Genomic DNA, 19,220 nt, shown 5'->3' with positions numbered 1-19,220 from the left:
ACAGAAAGGATACTCATATTGTGGTGATACATGGTTTTGCGTCGCAAAACACCAGCGGATCGGTTGTTTTATGCCATTTTAGGATTGTCGTTGACCCTTATTGCGGTCATCTATTGTGCGGTAAATCAGCCCAGTAGCCATTTACGCTTTGAAGTTAAAGAACGCCAGAAAATTTCGGTATTTGACGGACAGCGATTGATATTATGGGATGTGGATTCAGTTGCGATTTCATCAGCAGGTGGGGAGAACCGAATACTACTCAATGCAAATGACTTTATTGAAGATCCTCATTTTGTTGCAACCTATTCTGAAATGCAGCAGTTTTTTATCAAGCAGAGCCAAATTTATCAACTGATTAGCCAGCATCAGCAGATATTTTTGCAGTCAGGCGATCATTCAAGCTCAACGCCATATCCTGTCAATATTCAGCCTAAACGAACACTTCGGGATTTACCTTTTGAGTTCTGGTTTCAGCTTGCTGTCAGTTCGATTGGGTTTTTACTGGGCTGCTGGATTTGGGCATTGCGTCCCAATGAAATCGCCCCCCGTGTTTTTGCCTTACTCAATGCGGCCTATCCAGTATTCGCCTTTTCCGCAGCCATCTATAGCACCCGTGATCTAGCTTTAAATGCCGAATTATTTCGGGTACTGGTCGCAATCAATACGGGTGGTGCATTGCTATATGGCTGTGCATTAATCAGTCTATTCCTGGTGTACCCAAAGCAGTTGATCAGAACCCAATGGTTGTGGGCAATACCGATATTTTTCTCTGGTTGGTGGTTGCTCGATACCTTATTTCTATTACCTGAACCAAGCATGGGGGGAGACTTACCCGTTACCTTACAAATGCTGAGCGCAATTTTATGTATGGTTTGGCAATGGCGGGCAAACCGACATGATCCACGGGCAAAAGTGGCATTGCGCTGGTTTGCCTTATGGATTCTGGTGAGTAGCGGCGCATTTGTATTTTTGGTTCAGAGTACCCAGCTACTTGATATTCAGCTGAATATGTCACAAGCCTATTCGTTTGGTTTCTTTCTGTTTGTGACCATTGGTATTGCGATTGGCTTAAAACGCTATCAGTTATTTAGTCTGGACCGTTGGGCATTCGGAATTCTGTACTGGCTGGCAGGAGCGATTTTACTGGTGTTGCTGGATGCCTTTCTGGTGATGATGTTAAGCCCACTTATGTCACTCAGTCTGGCTATCCTGATCTGTGGTCTGGTTTGGCTGCCTGTCCGTGGCTGGCTACAGGCACGGCTGTTACAACGTAAAAAATTATCCGACAGCGAACTGTTTGAGCGAATCTTGCAGGTCAGCTTTGCGGTGAATGAGCAGGAACGCCAGTTACAGTGGAAAGCCTTGTTGAATGACCTGTTTCAGCCATTAAACCTTGAAATAAGTGAACACGAAAATAATAGCCAAATTGAAGATAATGGACTGGTGATGTATACCCCACAGGTGGCAGGACTGGCAGCGATGCGTCTCAGCTATCCGCAGCAAGGCCGCCGTTTGTTTAATGCCTATGACCAGCAACTGGTTCAGAATTTATTACCGTTTTTAGCTCAGGCAGTCGAGAGTCGGGTTGCCTATGACAATGGTGTGCGTGAGGAAAGACACCGTATCGCCCGCGACTTGCACGATGACCTGGGGGCAAAACTATTATCAGGTCTGTATCAGAAAGATGTGGATCAAGCCAAGCAGGCCATTCGTCAGGCAATTGCTGAAATGCGTACCATCGTCAATGGTCTGTTGGGTACGGGTGTTGAGTTAAATGTGGTTTTGCAGGAATTTGAGCATGAGGTTGTGACCCGCCTGCAAAGTTGTGGGATAGAACTGAATTGGCAACAAAAGCTTGCTGACACACCCATCACCTTAAGTTATGCACAATACAGGCATTATATTTCTATGCTTCGGGAAATCATCAGTAATATAATGAAGTATGCCAATGCCCAGAGTGTAATCATTGAGATTAGCCTGGTTGATTCACAACTGGTTTCAGTCATTTGTGATGATGGTGCTGGATTTGATGGTCAAACTAATCAGCCTGAGGGGAATGGGCTTAAAAACCTGAGGGAACGTGCAACTGAACTTTCGGCAACCCTGCATTTTCAGAGGCTGCCAGAAACACAAGGTTCAAGGGTAGAGTTGATTTTTCCATTATCGTGACTGTGGCAAAAAGTAATGGATGTAAATATATAAGATGTGTGTAAATATGATTCAAACGGCATTGATTTTAGAAGATATACTGGAAGTCAATGCATGGATGAAACAGATGTTGCTTGAAACCTTTGCAGGCATTCGTATCCAACAGGTTTATAGTGTAAAGGAAGCAAAACAGTCATTATTGTCACAACATTATGATCTGGCCTTGATTGATCTTTCCTTGCCTGATGGAAAGGGAACAGAGGTGATTGACTGGCTGGCACAACATTCTGTCAATACCCTGAGTGTGGTGGTAACTATTTTTGAAGATGACCAATATCTGTTTGAGGCCATTTGTCATGGTGCAAAAGGGTACTTGCTGAAAGACCTTGAACCCACTCTATTTCAGCAGCATTTGAAAAACCTGATTGCTGGAATCCATGCCTTTTCCCCAAGCATGACGCAGAAACTGCTCAATTATGTCAAAACACATGAACAGCTCAATCAACAAAAGCAACAGGCCATACAGTCACTGACTTTAACAAATCGGGAAAAACAGGTGCTTGTCTATATTGCAAAAGGACATCAGGTCGCTGAAATCGCCTACGAATTAAAATTATCTGGCCATACCATAAATGGCTATATCAAGACAATTTATCAAAAACTGCATATTTCATCCCGTGCTGAAGCGGCATTGTTGGCACAGCAATATGGTTTAATTTGAGAGGTTTTGTTCTGCTAGGGCTTTCTTCTCTAGCCATGTCACGACATCTTCATTTTTGACACGGTCATAATATCTTCAACTGAAATGCTTAAACCAATTGAGTTCAGTGTAATGTGATCTCCCAAATAGTAGAAATGAGATTGCCAGTTTTGACTACGACATACTACTTCAATCTCGGCAATACCCTGTTCAATCAGGATATATTCCTGTAGGGTCGGAATCTGTAGATACTTTTCACGTTTGATCACACGGTCAATCTGGCGCGTGGATTTAGACAATACCTCAACAATAATGGTCGGTGTTTGTGTAAAAACACTGTCATCTGCTAAATCTGAACAATCAACCAGTACATCAGGATAGAAATAACAGTCGTCAATTTTGACTTTCATATCTGACATCATAGAACTGCAAGATTTTCCTTTTAAATGCATATGAAAGGCTGAATATATTACTGACAATATGATTATGCGCCGCTTTTGCCCCAGCCATTGCATAGACTTCGCCATGAATATATTCATGTTTAATATCAGTTAGCAATTCGCCATCAAGATAATCCTGTTCACTGACTGAAAGTGGGTAGGCATGATGAGGTGACATGGCAATAACTCATAATGATATAAATACAGCCTATACCTTAGCGTGTATGAAGAAGTATCACAACTCATTGAATATTCACATTGTAAACAAGTTTTTGAAGTCAAAATAGATTTTAGGCTATCCCCCCCTGAACTGGGGATACGCAGAAAACCCTAAAAACGTTACTGTCATCACGAAAGGGATGAAATAACGAATGGGGTTCGTATGTTAAAAAAAAGTTTATTGAGTGCTTGTATTGCTGCCAGTGTTTTACTTACAGCATGTCATGATGACGATGATCAGCACAGTAATACATCACCAACACCGACCACAACCTACAGTAATTTAGCTGGAACAGCAGCTGTTGGGGCAGCGATTAAAAATGCCAGTGTCACAGCGAGTTGTAAAGATGGCACTGGGTTTAAAAATGAGGTTAAAACCAATGAACAGGGGGAATGGTCAGGGCAGGTGGATAGCACTAAACTACCTTGTGCATTGGAAGTGAAAGCATCAGATACCCAAACCTTGCATGGTTATGCTGCAAAAGCGGGTAATGTCAATATTACACCATTTACTGATCTTGCTCTGGCTTTGGCAAGCTCACAAACGCCAAGTGACTGGTTTAAAACCTATCAACCAATTTTAGAAACCACACTTAAAACCGCGGTAGATAATTTAACCAAGCAACTCAAAGCAGATGGTTATGTATTACCAGAAAACTTTGACCTATTAACAACTAAATTTGCAATTGGTGATTCATTTGATAAGGCTCTGGATGCTTTTGCGGCATCATTGGCTGCCAATCAAGCTACGATTAAAGACTATGCTGCCCTGATTGAGAAAGTAAAAGCAGGAGATGTGGCAGCAGTTCCTGATTTCGTTCCTGTAACTCCTGCCCCAGTAACAGAAACCTGTGCCAGCAAGAAACTACCTGTAGGCAAACTCAGTGATTTGATGAGCTATAGCGGTGATTACAGTGATAAAGGTACAGTGGTCTTGAATCTGAATGCAGCGACAGGAAAAGTTATTGCAAAAGGCACAACTGCAACCATTGCAGAAGTTTGCGGTGCAAACGTTCAGCAAAATGGTACAAATTATTATGTAATTACTGATAAGGGATATGTGACACTATTTAAAGACAATGCAGGTAAATATTCTGCAGAAAGTGCAGATTTTACAGGTTTTTATGGTGAAAAAGCCACAGCCTCTCCACAACTTTGCGAGTCAAATGGTGCGGATGATAAGCTTGGCTTTAAGAATGCCCCGAATGATTTCTGTAGCTTTAGTAAGGCAAGTTCAGTTGCAATTACATCACCTGATATTTATACATTTTTTAATGCTGATAAAAAAGAAAATGTAAAAATCACGGTTGAAAATTCAGTTGTGAAAAGTGTTGCTGTTGAAAATAATAGTTATGCTTGGGCATGTGGTGTGGGAACAAATCCTGCCTGTAATGGTGTAACCGTAAAAGATGGACAGATCAATTCAAAACCTGCAAAAAGCTTCTATTTTAATAATACTGTATTAAAAGCAGTCAGTGGGACAACGCAAGATCTAACAGTTAAAAATAATAGTTTGTTGATGTATTTAGATAACAGTCAGCAGACTACACCGACACCTGCTACAAGCTGTGCAAATAGTACCAATCAATGGGGTTGTATCACCATTACTGGATTAGCTTCGCCATTGATATTCGAACATAACTCAACTGTATGGGCGACACCAAGAGTTGGGCAGTTTAACGCATCTAATCAAACTGTAAATGTACAGTTCGCCCATAAAGCAAATCCACCACTAGAGGATGGTATAACGATTACCAAAGCTAATGCGACTGCTACTTATATCTCATTTGTACTAGGTTCAATGACTTGGTATCAATGTGGAACATATGCTTCGGAAACTTCGGTATGCCCTGGATTAAGTTTGGACACAGCAAACCGTACATTAACATTTAAAGATGTAAAACTTTCTCAACAAGCTGATCCAACGAAAATATTAACTGCCAATGGTATACTGAAATTTTAAAAATTTACTCTAATCTTAGCTGGGGCATCTATTGATGCCCTTTTTTATTTGACAATTAATATTGTCAAAAATAATATAAAAGCGATTTAAAAGAATGGATAGCTGAAATGGAAATAAAAACAATCACATTACCGACACGTAAAATCGAAGTTGAAGTGTATGCACCTGCACAAAGCTCTGAAAAAACGCCTGCTATTTTATTGCTGCATGAATTGTTTGGCATACTGGATGTGTATCGGGAAGATGCACAGGACTTGGCAAATCGTGGCTATCTGGTTTATGTACCCAATTTATTTAGTGGTGGTGCAGTCAAGTATTGTATTCGGGCAATGGTCAGTAAGGCTGGGCGAATCAATGCTGCCGATAGCGATATGAATAAAGAAATTCATGTGTTACTTGATGCGTTAAAAGCTGATCCACGCTCAAATGGTCGCTTGGGCATGCTGGGACAATGTTTAACGGGTGGTTATGTGATTCAAATGGCCAAGCGTGAGGACATGCTGGCACCTGTGGTTTATCATCATTCACTGGGAATTCAAGGTGCAGGCGTACCGAAAAAAGAATCTCTGGATGACATTCGCATTTTGCAGGGGCATTGGTCAAACGTTGATCCATTCTGTCCAACAACCAAGCGCAACAAACTGATTCAGCAACTGGGTGATCGGGTTGAAGCCTATACCTATAACATGCCACACGGATTCCGCAGTGTCAGTCGTGGTTTACCTGAAGCAAAGGTGGTTTGGCAACGTACAGTTGAATTTTTTGATCGTGAATTAAAACAAAATACGGTATAAATAATATGCTTAGGTAAATATCACGTATAAATATTGATTCTTATAGAAATAAAATGAGAGGGGAAAATGTCACATAAATACGAATATGCAGGTTTTTGGATACGCTTTCTTGCGTCTATTATTGATTCGATTATTCTGATTGTCGCTTTGATTCCGATCATGATGATTATCGCACCAAATGCTGCAAGTGGTTTTACAGGCTGGACATGGTCAGATTGGCTTGGCCAGATTATTGGTGCAGTTTTTTATATTGTATGCTGGGTAAAATTTGCAGGAACACCTGGAAAACGTTTATTACGTTTAAAGGTACTGGATGAAAAAACAGGCGAAAACCTCACGGTTGGGCAAGCTATTCTTCGTTATATTGGTTATTTTCCATCTACGCTGGTTTTCTTTCTCGGTTTTATCTGGATTGCATTCGATAGTAAAAAACAAGGCTGGCATGACAAAATCGCAAAAAGTGTAGTTGTACGTGAGTTGTAACTTTAGATTTTCAAGATGAACACAAAAAAGTCGTCATGGTTGACGGCTTTTTTGTTTCTATCCACATGAAAATAAATGAATTGAGAGGCGATGTCTCATAAATGATATATCAGTCTTTTAAGCTTTCACATAGAATAAAATCGCATTGATAAAAATGAGAACAGTATGAGTTCAGAAGCACACTCGATCAGTTTAATTGCCCCTGTCGTTTTATTGACCGCGGCCGTAATAGCTGTTCCTATTTTTAAACGAATAGGTTTGGGTTCGGTACTGGGTTACTTAATTGCAGGCTTGATCATTGGACCATTTGGCTTTGCATTTTTCCAAGACTCCGCATCAATTTTACACATCGCAGAATTAGGAATCGTCATGTACCTGTTTGTGATTGGGCTGGAAATGCAGCCTTCGCATTTATGGGGACTCAGACGTGAAATCTTCGGTCTAGGCACTTTACAGATTGTAGCCTGTGCGGCAGCACTGACAGGTGTGGGGCTATTATTCGGCTTTACTTGGCAGGTGGCCTTTATTGGAGCTGCTGGTTTTGTACTGACGTCTACTGCAATTGTGATGCAACTCTTGGGTGATCGTGGGGATATTGCCCAGCCACAAGGTCAAAAGATTGTCGCGATTTTATTATTTGAAGACTTATTAATTGTCCCATTACTGGCAATTGTTGCTTTTATGGCACCGAATCATGTGGTGGAAAGCACTTCAGCACGTTTAGAAAATATTGGCATTGGTTTAATTGCAATTGCAGGTTTAATCGCCGCAGGTTATTGGTTGCTCAATCCTTTATTTAGATTGCTTGCTGCGGCAAAAGCACGAGAAGTAATGACGGCTGCAGCACTTTTAGTGGTGTTGGGTGCTGCTTTATTGATGCAAGTCAGTGGCTTATCTATGGCAATGGGGGCATTTCTTGCAGGCGTGTTGCTATCAGAATCAACTTTTAGACACCAAATTGAAGCCGATATTGAACCATTTCGAGGAATTTTATTGGGGCTCTTTTTTCTTGGTGTTGGAATGTCACTGGATTTATCGGTCGTGAAGCAAAACTGGCAACTGATTGTCAGTGGCGTTATTGCAATGATGTTTGCGAAATCACTCATGATTTATATGGTTGCGCGAATAACCCAAAGTCGGCATACGGAAGCTTTGGATCGTGCTTTATTGATGGCGCAAGGCGGTGAGTTTGCTTTTGTTCTGTTTTCTGCGGCGCTCACTGCTCAGGTGATTGATAATACAGTTAAGTCGAATCTAACAGCAATTATTGTACTGTCTATGGTATTAACCCCAATCTTAGGCATTCTTTTTAAACGATTTACCGAAACCAAAGATTCAGTTTCTCTTGATAACGTTGATATAGCTGAAGGCCTAAGTGGCAGTATTTTAATGATTGGTTTTGGTCGTTTTGGTCAGGTGACAAGTCAATTACTCTTGGCAAGAGGGGTTGATGTGACAATTATTGATAATGACATCGACATGATTCAAAACGCAGAAAAATTTGGTTTTAAAATCTACTATGGCGATGGCTGTCGTCTCGATATTTTACATGCTTCAGGGGCTTCGGCGGCAGAAGCAATCGTCATCTGTGTCGACAGTAAACAAACAACCAATCGAATTGTGGAATTGGTGACACATGAATTTCCATTAGCCAAAGTCTTGGTTCGTTCTTATGATCGAGAGCATTCACTACATTTGGTCAAACAAAAAGTCGATTATATGATTCGTGAAACCTTTGAATCTGCGGTTAAATTCGGTGAAGTCATTTTAGAGCAATTAGGTGTCGATGAACATGAGGTTCGTATGATCTCAAATGAAATTCGAGAACGTGATAATGAGCGTTTTGAAACTGAAATTGCTGCGGATGATGTCTATGCTGGGGTGGGTTTACAATACTCACATTCTCATCCTCGACCTACAGCACCATTGATTCGACCTAAACAAGCAGGACGAATTTTAAATGGTGAAGAAACTGAAAAGGATGTAGAAGATAGGTAAATCGATTTTGAAATAAAATGGATTTAAATAAGTCTTAGCTAGACTAAACTAAGACTTATTTTTTAATTTAAATTTGAATAAAACTAAAACAAAAATACCCAATAAAAGCCCCCAAAATGCAGAACCAATTCCCCAAAATTGAACTCCTGATGCGCTACATAAAAAGGTGAGTAATGCTGCTTCTCGTTCTTCTACGTTTGCAAAAGCCACTGCAATGTTATGGCTAATCGTGGCAAATAAGGCAATACCTGCAAGTGCAACAATAAAAATAGGCGGAAATGACATGAGTAAGCTGACTAAGGTTGCAGCGAAAAGCCCCATTAAAATATAAAACAAACCACAGCTTATACCTGCAATATAGCGTTTGCTCGGATCAGGATGCACTTGATCATCTAAGCTGACTGCTGCACTAATCGCGGCTAAATTGATCGAGAAACAACCAAAAGGGGCGAAAATCGTATGTGTAATGCCTGTCCAGCCTACAATTTGATTGACGTGTGGGTGATAACCATAGCTTTTAATCATGGCAATACCGGGCAAATTTTGTGAAGTCATATTGATGACAAACAACGGTAAGGCTAGGCCCAGTAATGCAGACCATGAAAATGAAGGTTGCATCCATACAGGTTGAGTAAAAGACCAAGTGATTGAATATAATTGAAAATCAATAAAGAGCGGGCAAATCATCGCTCCTAAAATCACTGTCAGCACAATGCTATAACGAGGCAATAAGCGTTTTGACACAAGATAAATTGCTAACATGCTTAAGATAAAGCCGAGTTGACTTTCTAAGCTGCTAAAAATTTGAATCCCAAATTTTAATAAAATCCCAGCAAGCATCGCACATGTGAGGCTTTGAGGAATATGCGCCAGTAACTTTTGGAAAATGCCTGAAAATCCAACGATTGCGATTGCGACGCCACAAATTAAGAAAGCACCAATTGCTTCATACAAATCATAATGGCCAGTCGATGCAATGATCAGTGCAATCCCTGGGGTTGACCATGCTGTAGCAACTGGATATTTATATTTCCAAGATAAGATGAGTCCTGATAATCCAATCGCTAAACCTAATGCCCAAAACCAAGAGCTAATTTGTGCTGTATTTGCACCGAGAGATTGCGCCCCTTGAATGACCAGTACCGCAGAAACACTTATTCCAATCAGAAAGGTAATAAAACCAGCAAAAACAGCAGGAATCGAAAAATCTTGAATTAGACGTTGCATCAATGCATCTATACTTGATTAAAATTTGTTGAAAAGTATATCGTTAATTTGGCGGAAATCGTAGTTTTAAAATGATTGAATTAATTGATCATATGATCAAAACAGCGTTATGCAAGGGTAGATGTTGCTAGTCGTAATCCAAACATAAAGAATAAAATCCCCACGCTACAAATACCTCCTGCGGCAAGTTTGTAATTATGTTTGAAAAAGTCTGCTAATTTAACACCTGAAAAAATCAAAGCAGTCAGATAGGTGAAACTCACCAATTGCACAATGATGGCTAAGATTAGAAAGCTGAGTGCTGGATAGGCATAATTGGGTTGTACAAATTGCACGAAAAAAGACAGGAAAAACAGAATCGCTTTAGGATTGAGTAAACTGATACTGAGCGCAGTACGATAGGGATGAATTTGGTCTAAACGAGGTAAATCCGCCATTTCAGAATGATGGGGAGGTTTATTCCATGTCTGATAGGCACTTTGTAATAGTTTGAAGCCTAGATAGGCGAGATAACAAGCACCTGTTAACTTGAGAACGATAAATAAAATCGGAAAGGCTTTTAATAATGACGCTGCACCTAATACCGTACACAGGATTAAAATCGAATCACCTGTAAATACACCACATGCCGCTGCATAACCTGTACGAATACCATAGCGTGAAGCGACCGACATGACATATAAAGAGTTTGGGCCAGGCAATAACACAATTAAGATTGTACCAATAATGAAAGTGGTTAAATCTGTTATGCCGAACACAATCTACTCATTAAAAAACCGATTCTCATTAATATAACAAAAATCGGTTTTTATAGGTGAAAAATAAACTAATTATGCTTGGATCTCGGCATCAATACCAAAAGACTGGCGGAGCAATGTACTGAGTTGATTTCGTGCTTTGATAAATCCATCAATACCACCTTGTAGTAATTGAAAAGCCATCAAATCTTGCTCAAGTTCAGCTTTAAAACTCTCTTTGCTTTGAGCAGTACGTTCAATTTTCTCAGCTTGTTGCGCTGAAGTTGGGCTGAGTTGAGCTTCAACAACTTGTTGATCTTGTTCGAGTTGAGCCAATAAATTTGGTGCAATGGTGAGTAAGTCACAACCTGCTAAACCGAGGACTTGTGCTGTACTACGGAAGCTTGCCCCCATGACCTGTGTCACAATGCCGTTTTGTTTGTAATAGTTATAAATTTTCTTGACTGAAAGTACACCTGGATCGTTTTCGATTGGGTATTGCTCAACGCCTTCCGCTTTTTTATACCAGTCTAAAATACGACCAACAAAAGGGGAAATCAGCGTGACTTTTGCATCTGCACAAGCTTGAGCCTGATGTAAACCAAACAATAATGTTAAGTTACATGGAATCCCTTCAGCCTCTAAAACTTTAGCTGCTTGAATGCCTTCCCATGTTGACGCGATCTTGATCAAGATACGAGATTGCTCAATACCATAGCCTTGGTAAAGTTTAGAAAGTTCACGCGCTTTGGCAATCGTCGCATCAGTATCATAAGAAAGAGAAGCATCGACTTCAGTTGAAACACGCCCATCAATCAATTTTAAAATTTCAACGCCAAACTTTACTGTCAAAATATCAATGGTGCGTTCAATCAGTTCATCACTTTGATAGCCTTCTTGTTTTGCTTGTGTATAAGCATCTTCAATCAGTTGTTTACTTTCAGGTTGTTCAGCCGCAGCTGTGATGAGTGATGGATTGGTTGTTGCATCTAAGGGACGGAATTTTTCAATCGCTTCTAGATCACTACTATCGGCAACAACGGTTGTTAAATTTTTTAATTGGTGTAATGCAGTCTGAGTCATTGATATAGCGTTCTTACTTAAACAGAATTATGGATAACTTCTTTATAGCACAATCTACAGGAAAGCAAAGCATCGCTTTCAATACATTTAAATCTGAGTGATTTACTCTATTTTCTTGGTTGCTGACGTTGTTGTCGAATATGCTCAATCAAAAATCTAGCAGCAACACCTAACTCGCTTTCTCGACTCCAGACTAGATCGACATAGTATTCAAACTTAGGTGTGAAATCATAAAGTTGCAAAACTTTTAGTTTTTTCTTTAGTTCAGGATTCTCATTAAACATCTCTAAGGGCAAAACTCCCCAACCTAAATTCCGAATAATCATCATACACGCAGAGTGATGGTTGTCTGTACGCCAATAATCTTTAGAAAATAACAATTCAGGCTTGATACTATGGTCACGGCTAGCCACGACGATTTGGCGCGTCTGCACCATTTGCTCAAATGAAATTTGCTCAAATTGAGCTAAAGCATGACCTTGAGCAATCACTGGAATAAGAGCTTCTCGTTTTAATTCAACAAATTGTTCACGACTATCTAATTGTTCTCGTTCAAACATCAGTGCAAGTTGCGCAGACTGATCGAGTAACATCTGTAAAGCATCTTCCTGAGGAGCAGAAAAAATATTAATAGTCAGATTTGGAAAATGTTGTTCAAGCAACGTAATGTAATCGGTCCAATTGGTATGTAGCAATTCAGAAACCACGACAATGTTTAAAGTTGACTCTAGTCCAGCGCTGAGTGCATGAGCATGTTGTTTCCATTGATTGATTTCAATCAAAAGTTTTTGAGTTTTCTCATATAAAACCATTGCCGCAGGTGTTGGTGTAGGTTCACGTCCAATTCGCTCGAATAAATTGAGATTCAGATCAATTTCTAAATTGGCAATTGACATACTCACTGCCGAAGGAACTTTGCCGAGTTTCCGCGCAGCAGCCGAAAATGAACCTGTTTCGATTACGGTCTGAAACATGAGAAGTTGTTCTTGATTAATATTCATCTGTCAAAACCAATCTATCAAAAAAAGTGAAAGAACCTGATTGGATTAATCAAAATTATAAAAATAAAATGGCGCGTATCCAAATAAAAGAGTGTTAGAAAATGTTGATTTCCAGAAGAAGACTCATTCATGCAATTAGCTATGAAGTGATCTTATTGGTCATCATCGCAATTGCGTTAAGTTTTATTTTTAGTATGCCTTTAGAGGTGACTGGTATTCTAGGTGTAATCATGGCCATCATTTCAGTGATTTGGAATATGATTTTTAACCATTATTTTGAGAAAGTTGAACATAAATATCAGTGGAAACGAACGATTCTTGTGCGTATCTTGCATGCGGTTGGTTTTGAGGGTGGTTTGATGCTTGCGACCATTCCAATTATTGCTTATATGATGAAGATGAGCTTTATTGATGCATTAATTTTAGATTTTGGTCTAACGATGTGTATTTTGGTTTATACCTTTATCTTCCAATGGTGTTATGACATGGTAGAAGAGCGTTTCTTTCCTGATGTGAAATTTGCATCTTGATATATAAATAAAGGCATTGTTTAGTAGACTCTTTTAAACAATGCCTTAAAAGCACATAATTGATTAAAATAAAGAGGATTTTTGATACTTATTATGGATACGGATCATTTCTGGAAAACTTTTGTGATAATTCATGGTTTCGTTATTTCTTTTATATATTGATCTATATGGTAGCTGATCAATTGTCTTAGAAGCTAAATAGCCTAACTAGATCTCAAACAGAATAGAAAATTCACATCCCTAAAAAAAACTCCATGCTAAACTAAGCGCATTGTCTTTTCGATTACATGATTTTCTCTATGTTTCAACAAGAAATCTCTCAATTAAACCTACAACAATTCAAAGCAGGTGAAAAGCGCTGGATTGGTTCCTTACGTGGATCATCCGCCGCATTATTATTTAAAGAAATTGCCACGCAAAGTTCAAATCTATATGTGATTGTTGCGAGAAATAATCAGCATCTTGCTCAGCTCGAAAGTGAACTTGAATTTTACGGAATAAAACCAACGATTTTTCCTGATTGGGAAATTTTGCCTTATGACCGTTTATCTCCGCATCAAGATATTGTTTCTGAACGTTTGGCGATTTTAGCGAATATGCCACAAAAGGGTATTCTACTGGTTTCTGCCAGTACCTTAGCGCAACGTGTTGCACCGTACTCATGGGTGGTTGGTGAACACTTTGATATTAAAGTTGGACAACGACTTAATTTGGAAGCACAGAAAAAGCAACTGGTGCAGGCGGGTTATCGTTTGGTTGATACTGTTTATGATCATGGAGAATTTGCAGTTCGTGGCAGTATCATGGACATTTATGCATCTGGACAAGATCAACCGATTCGAATTGATTTATTTGATGATGAAATTGAAAGCTTAAAATTCTTTGATCCAGAAACGCAGAGAACCACTGAGTCTTTAAAAAACTTCACTGTTTTACCAGCAAAAGAATTTCCTTTAAAAGAGGGACGTTCTACCTTTAGAGATCGTTACGCAGAAAGTTTTCCAACTGCGAATCCTAAGAAAAACCCAATTTATCAAGATGTACTTGAAGGAATTGCAACACCGGGATTAGAGTTTTATTTACCTTTATTCTTTGAGAAAAAGGTGATGGAAGCGCAAAGTATGCTTATGACATACTTACCAAAGAATTGCGTTGTCATTACAAATAACGAAGTTGAAGATGAGCTCATCAATTTTTGGAAAGAAGTGGTTCGTCGTTATGAAGATCGCCGTCATAACATCGACCAACCAATTCTTCCGCCTGAAGAGCTTTTTTTAATGCCAAATCATGTGTTACAGGCATTAAATCAATTTCCACGAATCTTAGCTTCAGCAGAAGCATTTGACGAAAAAGTAGGTGTTTTAAATCTTGCAGCAGAACAACCACCAAAGCTTGCAGTTGATCCTAAAAAAGAACAGCCCTTTGAAGCAGTTAAACATTATATCGACCAAGTTAAACATCCTGTTTTATTGGTAGCAGAAAGTGCAGGTCGGCGTGAAACCTTAAAAGATGCATTACGTTCAGTTCTAGGTGAAATTCAAAATGTAGAGAGTTTTGTCCAATTTCAGAAAGACAAGCTACAAGTTGCAATCACAAGCGCGCCATTAGATCGTGGACTCGTGCTCAGCAATCAACTCTCAGTCATTTCTGAAAATCAACTCTATGAACATCGGGTAGTACAACGACGTCGTAAGCGTCAGCAAGAAGTTTCTGAAGAATTTCTTGTTCGAAGCTTAACCGAACTGAGTATTGGTGCACCTGTAGTACATATCGATCATGGTGTTGGGCGTTATGCAGGCTTAATTACCTTAGAAATTGATCAACAGGATCATGAGTTTTTACAGCTCGATTATGCAGATGGTGCAAAAGTTTATGTGCCTGTCACCAATTTACACCTGATCAGCCGTTATAGTGGTGGCGATCCTGACTTAGCACCTTTACATAAATTAGGTACAGATACATGGAGTAAAGCCAAGCGGAAAGCTTTAGAACAAATCCATGATGTTGCGGCTGAGTTGTTACATATTCAGGCACGCCGTCAATCGAAACCAGGTTTTGCCTTTGAATTGGACCATACGGGATATATGCAATTCTCTAGTGGTTTTGCCTATGAAGAGACTTTAGACCAATCCAACGCGATTGAAGCAACCCTCCATGATATGCAGCTTGCCAAACCAATGGATCGTTTGGTCTGCGGTGATGTCGGTTTTGGTAAAACCGAAGTGGCGATGCGTGCCGCCTTTGTCGCTGTGCAAAATGGCAAACAGGTTGCCGTACTGGTGCCAACCACACTTTTGGCGCAGCAGCATTATGAGTCCTTTAAAGATCGTTTTGCTGATACTGCGGTGCGTATTGAAGTGCTGTCTCGTTTTGGTAGTAATAAAACGCATCTGAAAACGATTGAAGACTTAGCTGAAGGCAAAGTTGATATTGTGGTGGGAACACATAAAATCCTGCAAGAAAACATTCAATTCAAGAATCTTGGATTAATGATTGTTGATGAGGAACATCGTTTTGGTGTTCGTGATAAAGAACGGATTAAAGCCTTACGTGCCGATGTGGATATGCTGACGCTAACGGCGACGCCGATTCCACGAACTCTGAATATGGCATTCTCTGGGATGCGAGATCTTTCGATTATTGCAACGCCGCCCGCCCGCCGTTTAGCCGTCAAAACTTTTGTTCAAGAACATACGGATGACTCAATTAAAGAAGCGATTTTGCGTGAGTTGTTACGTGGTGGTCAGGTTTATTTGTTACATAATGAAGTTGAAACCATTGAAAGAGCAGCAGAAACGATTCGTAATTTAGTCCCAGAAGCACGTGTTGCAGTTGCACATGGACAAATGCGCGAACGTGAACTTGAGCAGATCATGCAGCAGTTCTATCACAAAGAATATAATGTTCTTGTATGTTCAACCATTATCGAAACGGGTATTGATGTACCGAATGCCAATACCATTATTATTGAACGTGCAGACAAACTGGGTTTAGCGCAGTTGCATCAATTGCGTGGTCGTGTTGGACGTTCACATCACCAAGCGTATGCTTATTTACTCGTTCCATCACTTAAACATCTCAAAGGTGATGCGGAAAAACGTCTTGATGCCATTCAACGTGCTTCAACATTGGGCGCAGGATTCATGCTTGCAACGGAAGACTTGGAAATCCGTGGTGCAGGTGAATTACTCGGTGAGCAGCAAAGTGGTTCGATGCAGGCAATTGGTTATAGCTTGTATATGGAAATGCTAGAGAAAGCGACCAAAGCCATCCAAAAAGGTAAAACGCCAAACTTTGATGCGCCTTTATCATTAACTGCTGAAATTAACCTGCACATACCAGCCCTGATTCCAGATGATTATCTGGGTGATGTACATCAACGCTTATTGTTCTATAAACGTATCAGTAACACCGATACGCAGGAAAAACTCGATAACATCCGTATGGAGTTGATTGATCGCTTTGGCATTCCACCACAGTCGGTCAAACAATTGTTTAGCGTACATCAATTACGTTTGAAGGCAGAGCAACTCGGGATTACCAAAATTGATGTGAATAATAACGGTGGCTATATCGAGTTTTCACCAGACACACCAGTGCAAGCGATCAGCATTATTCAGTTAATGCAAAACAATCCAACCTATTATCGTATGGAAGGAGGACAGCGTTTGAAGGTCACAGTGCAATTGGTTGAGTATGATAAGCGGATTCAGTTTATTGTTGATTTGTTAAATAAATTGCTAAATGAGCTACATAGTTAGTTGAAAAGTATATTTTTTGCTGACGAATTGAACAGCTTGGATTCCCCTTTAAGCAAAGAATTTGCTTTTTGTCTGATGTCGATGTAATAAATAAGGAAAATCATTGTTATTTGTAATCAAACAGGCGACTAATAATATTCACATCAAAACTGATGTGATAGTATTGATCATCATTATTATGCATCATTTATAAAGATATGTTTAGTTTGCATCCACAACTTGCTCAAGATACATTTTTTGTAGGCGACTTTCCGCTTTCAACATGTCGTTTAATGAATGATATGCAATTTCCATGGTTGATTCTTGTACCACGTGTACCGGGAATTAGCGAGTTATATGAATTAAGCCAAGCTGATCAAGAGCAATTCTTACGTGAATCAAGCTGGTTATCGAGCCAATTGGCACGCGTATTCCGTGCAGACAAAATGAATGTTGCAGCACTCGGTAACGTCGTGCCACAACTGCATTTTCATCATGTTGTACGTTATCAAAATGATGTTGCATGGCCTAAACCAGTTTGGGGAACGCCAGCCGTACCTTATAGCAATGATGTACTCGCACATATGCGTCAAACATTAATGCTTGCATTGCGTGGTCAAGGCGATATGCCATTTGACTGGCGTATGGACTGATTTAGAAAATAGAATAAAAAACAGTCTTCTATAACAAGGAAGGAGGGTAGGGTGTCACTAGATAGGTTAATAGATAAAGAACCTAGACAGTTCGCTTATTTTCATCGTTTGATGGGATATTCGATCTTGTCACTGATTTTAGTCATCTATGCATTTACCTCTCCCAGTGCTAACTATCAGCTTTACATCCTTCCTTTTTTATTGATCCATTTTCTTATTTGTCCCAAATTAGAAAAATGGCTTCAGTATAAATATGATAAAAATACTCAAAAAAATGTACTCTTTGCTTTTGAAGCGGTCATCGTTGCAATTGTACTTGCAGGGTTACACCTAAGTTTAGTTCCTACTTTTACGATTTTATTTGGGCTTCTTTATGTTGGTTTAAATAATAAAATTACACTCCCTGTTGCGTGTTTAATCGGACTGATCGGTGTTCTTACTTTTTACTTTTGTACTTTTACAATTTTTGCTGCTGAAGAATATTTCGAGCCTACAAATCCAGAACTGACTGTCGTTAGTTTATTTGGTTTGATGATGTTTATTGTGATTGGTAATTACTATCAGCACCGCCGTCTCAATATTCTGGAACAGCAACGCCGGCATTATCATAATCAAATGACGCGCTATATTGCGTTTGCCAACCAGCTCAGTCGTTATGCTCCACTTCAGTTATGGCAATCGATTATGCGGGGTGAGGCTGAGGCAAAAATTGAATATAAACGTAAAAAATTAACGGTTTTCTTCTCTGATATTCAAGGGTTTACTGAGCTTTCAGAAAGCCTTATTCCTGATGATTTAGCTTTTTTACTTAATGATTATTTAAGTCATATGACTGAAATAGCAAAACAGTATGAAGCAACCGTTGATAAGTTTATGGGCGATGCGATTCTCATCTTCTTCGGTGATCCAAATTCTCAGGGTGTTGAACAAGATGCGAAGTCATGTGTACAAATGGCGATCGCAATGCGTCAGCAAATGAAATTGTTGCGTGAGCGTTGGAAGAAAATGGGCTATCCAGCGTTGCACATTCGAATGGGTGTTAGTACGGGTTACTGTCACGTTGGGAACTATGGGGCTTCACACCGTATGGCCTATACCATTGTGGGACGTGATGTAAACTTGGCGGCGCGTTTACAGTCTGCTGCGGAAGTAGATGAAATCCTGATTGCGGATGATACCCATCAGCTAATTAAAAATGAATTTTTATGTGTACCGAAAGTGCCAATTTATTTAAAAGGGATTCAAGGACCTGTTAAAACGTGGCAGGTAATGGAAAAATTCACAGGTAAGAAATCCGATACACAAAAATGGTTTGATTTCGATTATAAAGGCTTCCATCTGGTTTTGAACTTAGAGGAAGTGCAGAATTATGAATATCCAGAATTGGTTGAAATTTTGGAGAATATGGTTCAGCGCATTAAAACACAACAAAAAATTACCAATGCTCAGGGTATTCCAAAACTGACTTTGGATGATGAAGTAAGATAAAAATATTCAATAATTA

At 39.6% G+C, this 19,220-nt stretch carries 14 protein-coding genes and 1 pseudogene; 10 read left to right on the top strand and 5 right to left on the bottom strand.

Annotated features, from left to right (window positions below):
* The first annotated feature begins 30 nt into the window (after window positions 1-30).
* Together CDG56_RS05260 and CDG56_RS05255 are read left to right on the top strand one after the other, a co-directional pair.
* Window positions 31-2,169, top strand: a complete 2,139-nt coding sequence (locus CDG56_RS05260) for a two-component sensor histidine kinase (protein WP_087547155.1) — start codon at window positions 31-33, stop codon at window positions 2,167-2,169.
* A 46-nt stretch (window positions 2,170-2,215) separates the two neighbouring features.
* Complete coding sequence (locus tag CDG56_RS05255; protein ID WP_087547154.1) at window positions 2,216-2,869, top strand: DNA-binding response regulator; 654 nt, start codon at window positions 2,216-2,218, stop codon at window positions 2,867-2,869.
* Here CDG56_RS05255 and CDG56_RS05250 read toward each other — a convergent pair.
* Window positions 2,861-3,466, bottom strand: a pseudogene (locus tag CDG56_RS05250) (Uma2 family endonuclease). The gene CDG56_RS05255 and the pseudogene CDG56_RS05250 overlap by 9 nt on opposite strands.
* A gap of 204 nt (window positions 3,467-3,670) precedes the next feature.
* Between CDG56_RS05250 and CDG56_RS05245 the strand changes: the two are divergent.
* The 4 genes from CDG56_RS05245 (at window position 3,671) to CDG56_RS05230 (ending at window position 8,745) form a co-directional block, all read left to right on the top strand.
* Window positions 3,671-5,470 (top strand): hypothetical protein, encoded by a 1,800-nt coding sequence (locus tag CDG56_RS05245; RefSeq protein ID WP_087547153.1) that lies wholly within the window; start codon window positions 3,671-3,673, stop codon window positions 5,468-5,470.
* A 107-nt stretch (window positions 5,471-5,577) separates the two neighbouring features.
* A complete protein-coding gene (locus CDG56_RS05240) occupies window positions 5,578-6,264 on the top strand; it encodes a dienelactone hydrolase family protein (protein ID WP_087544318.1) in 687 nt (228 codons plus the stop codon).
* 66 nt (window positions 6,265-6,330) lie between these two features.
* Window positions 6,331-6,747 (top strand): RDD family protein, encoded by a 417-nt coding sequence (locus CDG56_RS05235; protein WP_087544321.1) that lies wholly within the window; start codon window positions 6,331-6,333, stop codon window positions 6,745-6,747.
* Window positions 6,748-6,912: 165 nt separating this feature from the next.
* A complete protein-coding gene (locus tag CDG56_RS05230; protein WP_087547152.1) occupies window positions 6,913-8,745 on the top strand; it encodes a monovalent cation:proton antiporter-2 (CPA2) family protein in 1,833 nt (610 codons plus the stop codon).
* 48 nt (window positions 8,746-8,793) lie between these two features.
* On the opposite strand, the gene CDG56_RS05225 is transcribed toward CDG56_RS05230, so the two are convergent.
* From CDG56_RS05225 to CDG56_RS05210, 4 genes are all read right to left on the bottom strand, one after another.
* Window positions 8,794-9,972 carry a benzoate/H(+) symporter BenE family transporter gene (locus tag CDG56_RS05225; RefSeq protein ID WP_087547151.1) on the bottom strand — a complete coding sequence of 393 codons (1,179 nt, stop codon included), beginning with the start codon at window positions 9,970-9,972 and terminating at the stop codon, window positions 8,794-8,796.
* A gap of 107 nt (window positions 9,973-10,079) precedes the next feature.
* The gene (gene leuE, locus CDG56_RS05220; RefSeq protein ID WP_087547150.1) at window positions 10,080-10,730 is read right to left on the bottom strand and encodes a leucine efflux protein LeuE; all 651 of its coding nucleotides are present in this window, start codon (window positions 10,728-10,730) and stop codon (window positions 10,080-10,082) included.
* A gap of 72 nt (window positions 10,731-10,802) precedes the next feature.
* Window positions 10,803-11,792: a transaldolase gene (gene tal / locus CDG56_RS05215; RefSeq protein WP_087547149.1), complete on the bottom strand. Its 990-nt coding sequence runs from the start codon at window positions 11,790-11,792 to the stop codon at window positions 10,803-10,805.
* Window positions 11,793-11,899: 107 nt separating this feature from the next.
* Window positions 11,900-12,793, bottom strand: a complete 894-nt coding sequence (locus CDG56_RS05210; RefSeq protein ID WP_087547148.1) for a LysR family transcriptional regulator — start codon at window positions 12,791-12,793, stop codon at window positions 11,900-11,902.
* 101 nt (window positions 12,794-12,894) lie between these two features.
* On the opposite strand from CDG56_RS05210, the gene aceI reads away from it, so the two are divergent.
* The 4 genes from aceI (at window position 12,895) to CDG56_RS05190 (ending at window position 19,204) form a co-directional block, all read left to right on the top strand.
* Entirely contained in the window at window positions 12,895-13,323 is a 429-nt protein-coding gene (gene aceI / locus CDG56_RS05205) for a chlorhexidine efflux PACE transporter AceI (RefSeq protein ID WP_005160833.1), read from the top strand.
* Window positions 13,324-13,622: 299 nt separating this feature from the next.
* The gene (mfd, locus tag CDG56_RS05200) at window positions 13,623-17,084 is read left to right on the top strand and encodes a transcription-repair coupling factor (RefSeq protein ID WP_087547147.1); all 3,462 of its coding nucleotides are present in this window, start codon (window positions 13,623-13,625) and stop codon (window positions 17,082-17,084) included.
* Window positions 17,085-17,281: 197 nt separating this feature from the next.
* Window positions 17,282-17,716: an HIT domain-containing protein gene (locus CDG56_RS05195; RefSeq protein ID WP_005160827.1), complete on the top strand. Its 435-nt coding sequence runs from the start codon at window positions 17,282-17,284 to the stop codon at window positions 17,714-17,716.
* Window positions 17,717-17,767: 51 nt separating this feature from the next.
* Complete coding sequence (locus CDG56_RS05190; protein WP_087536856.1) at window positions 17,768-19,204, top strand: adenylate/guanylate cyclase domain-containing protein; 1,437 nt, start codon at window positions 17,768-17,770, stop codon at window positions 19,202-19,204.
* Window positions 19,205-19,220: the final 16 nt, after the last annotated feature.

It is taken from the genome of Acinetobacter sp. WCHA39 (assembly GCF_002165385.1).
GTDB lineage: Bacteria > Pseudomonadota > Gammaproteobacteria > Pseudomonadales > Moraxellaceae > Acinetobacter.
Note: the sequence above shows the minus strand (reverse complement) of the source record. Positions and strands in the feature narration are given on the sequence as shown.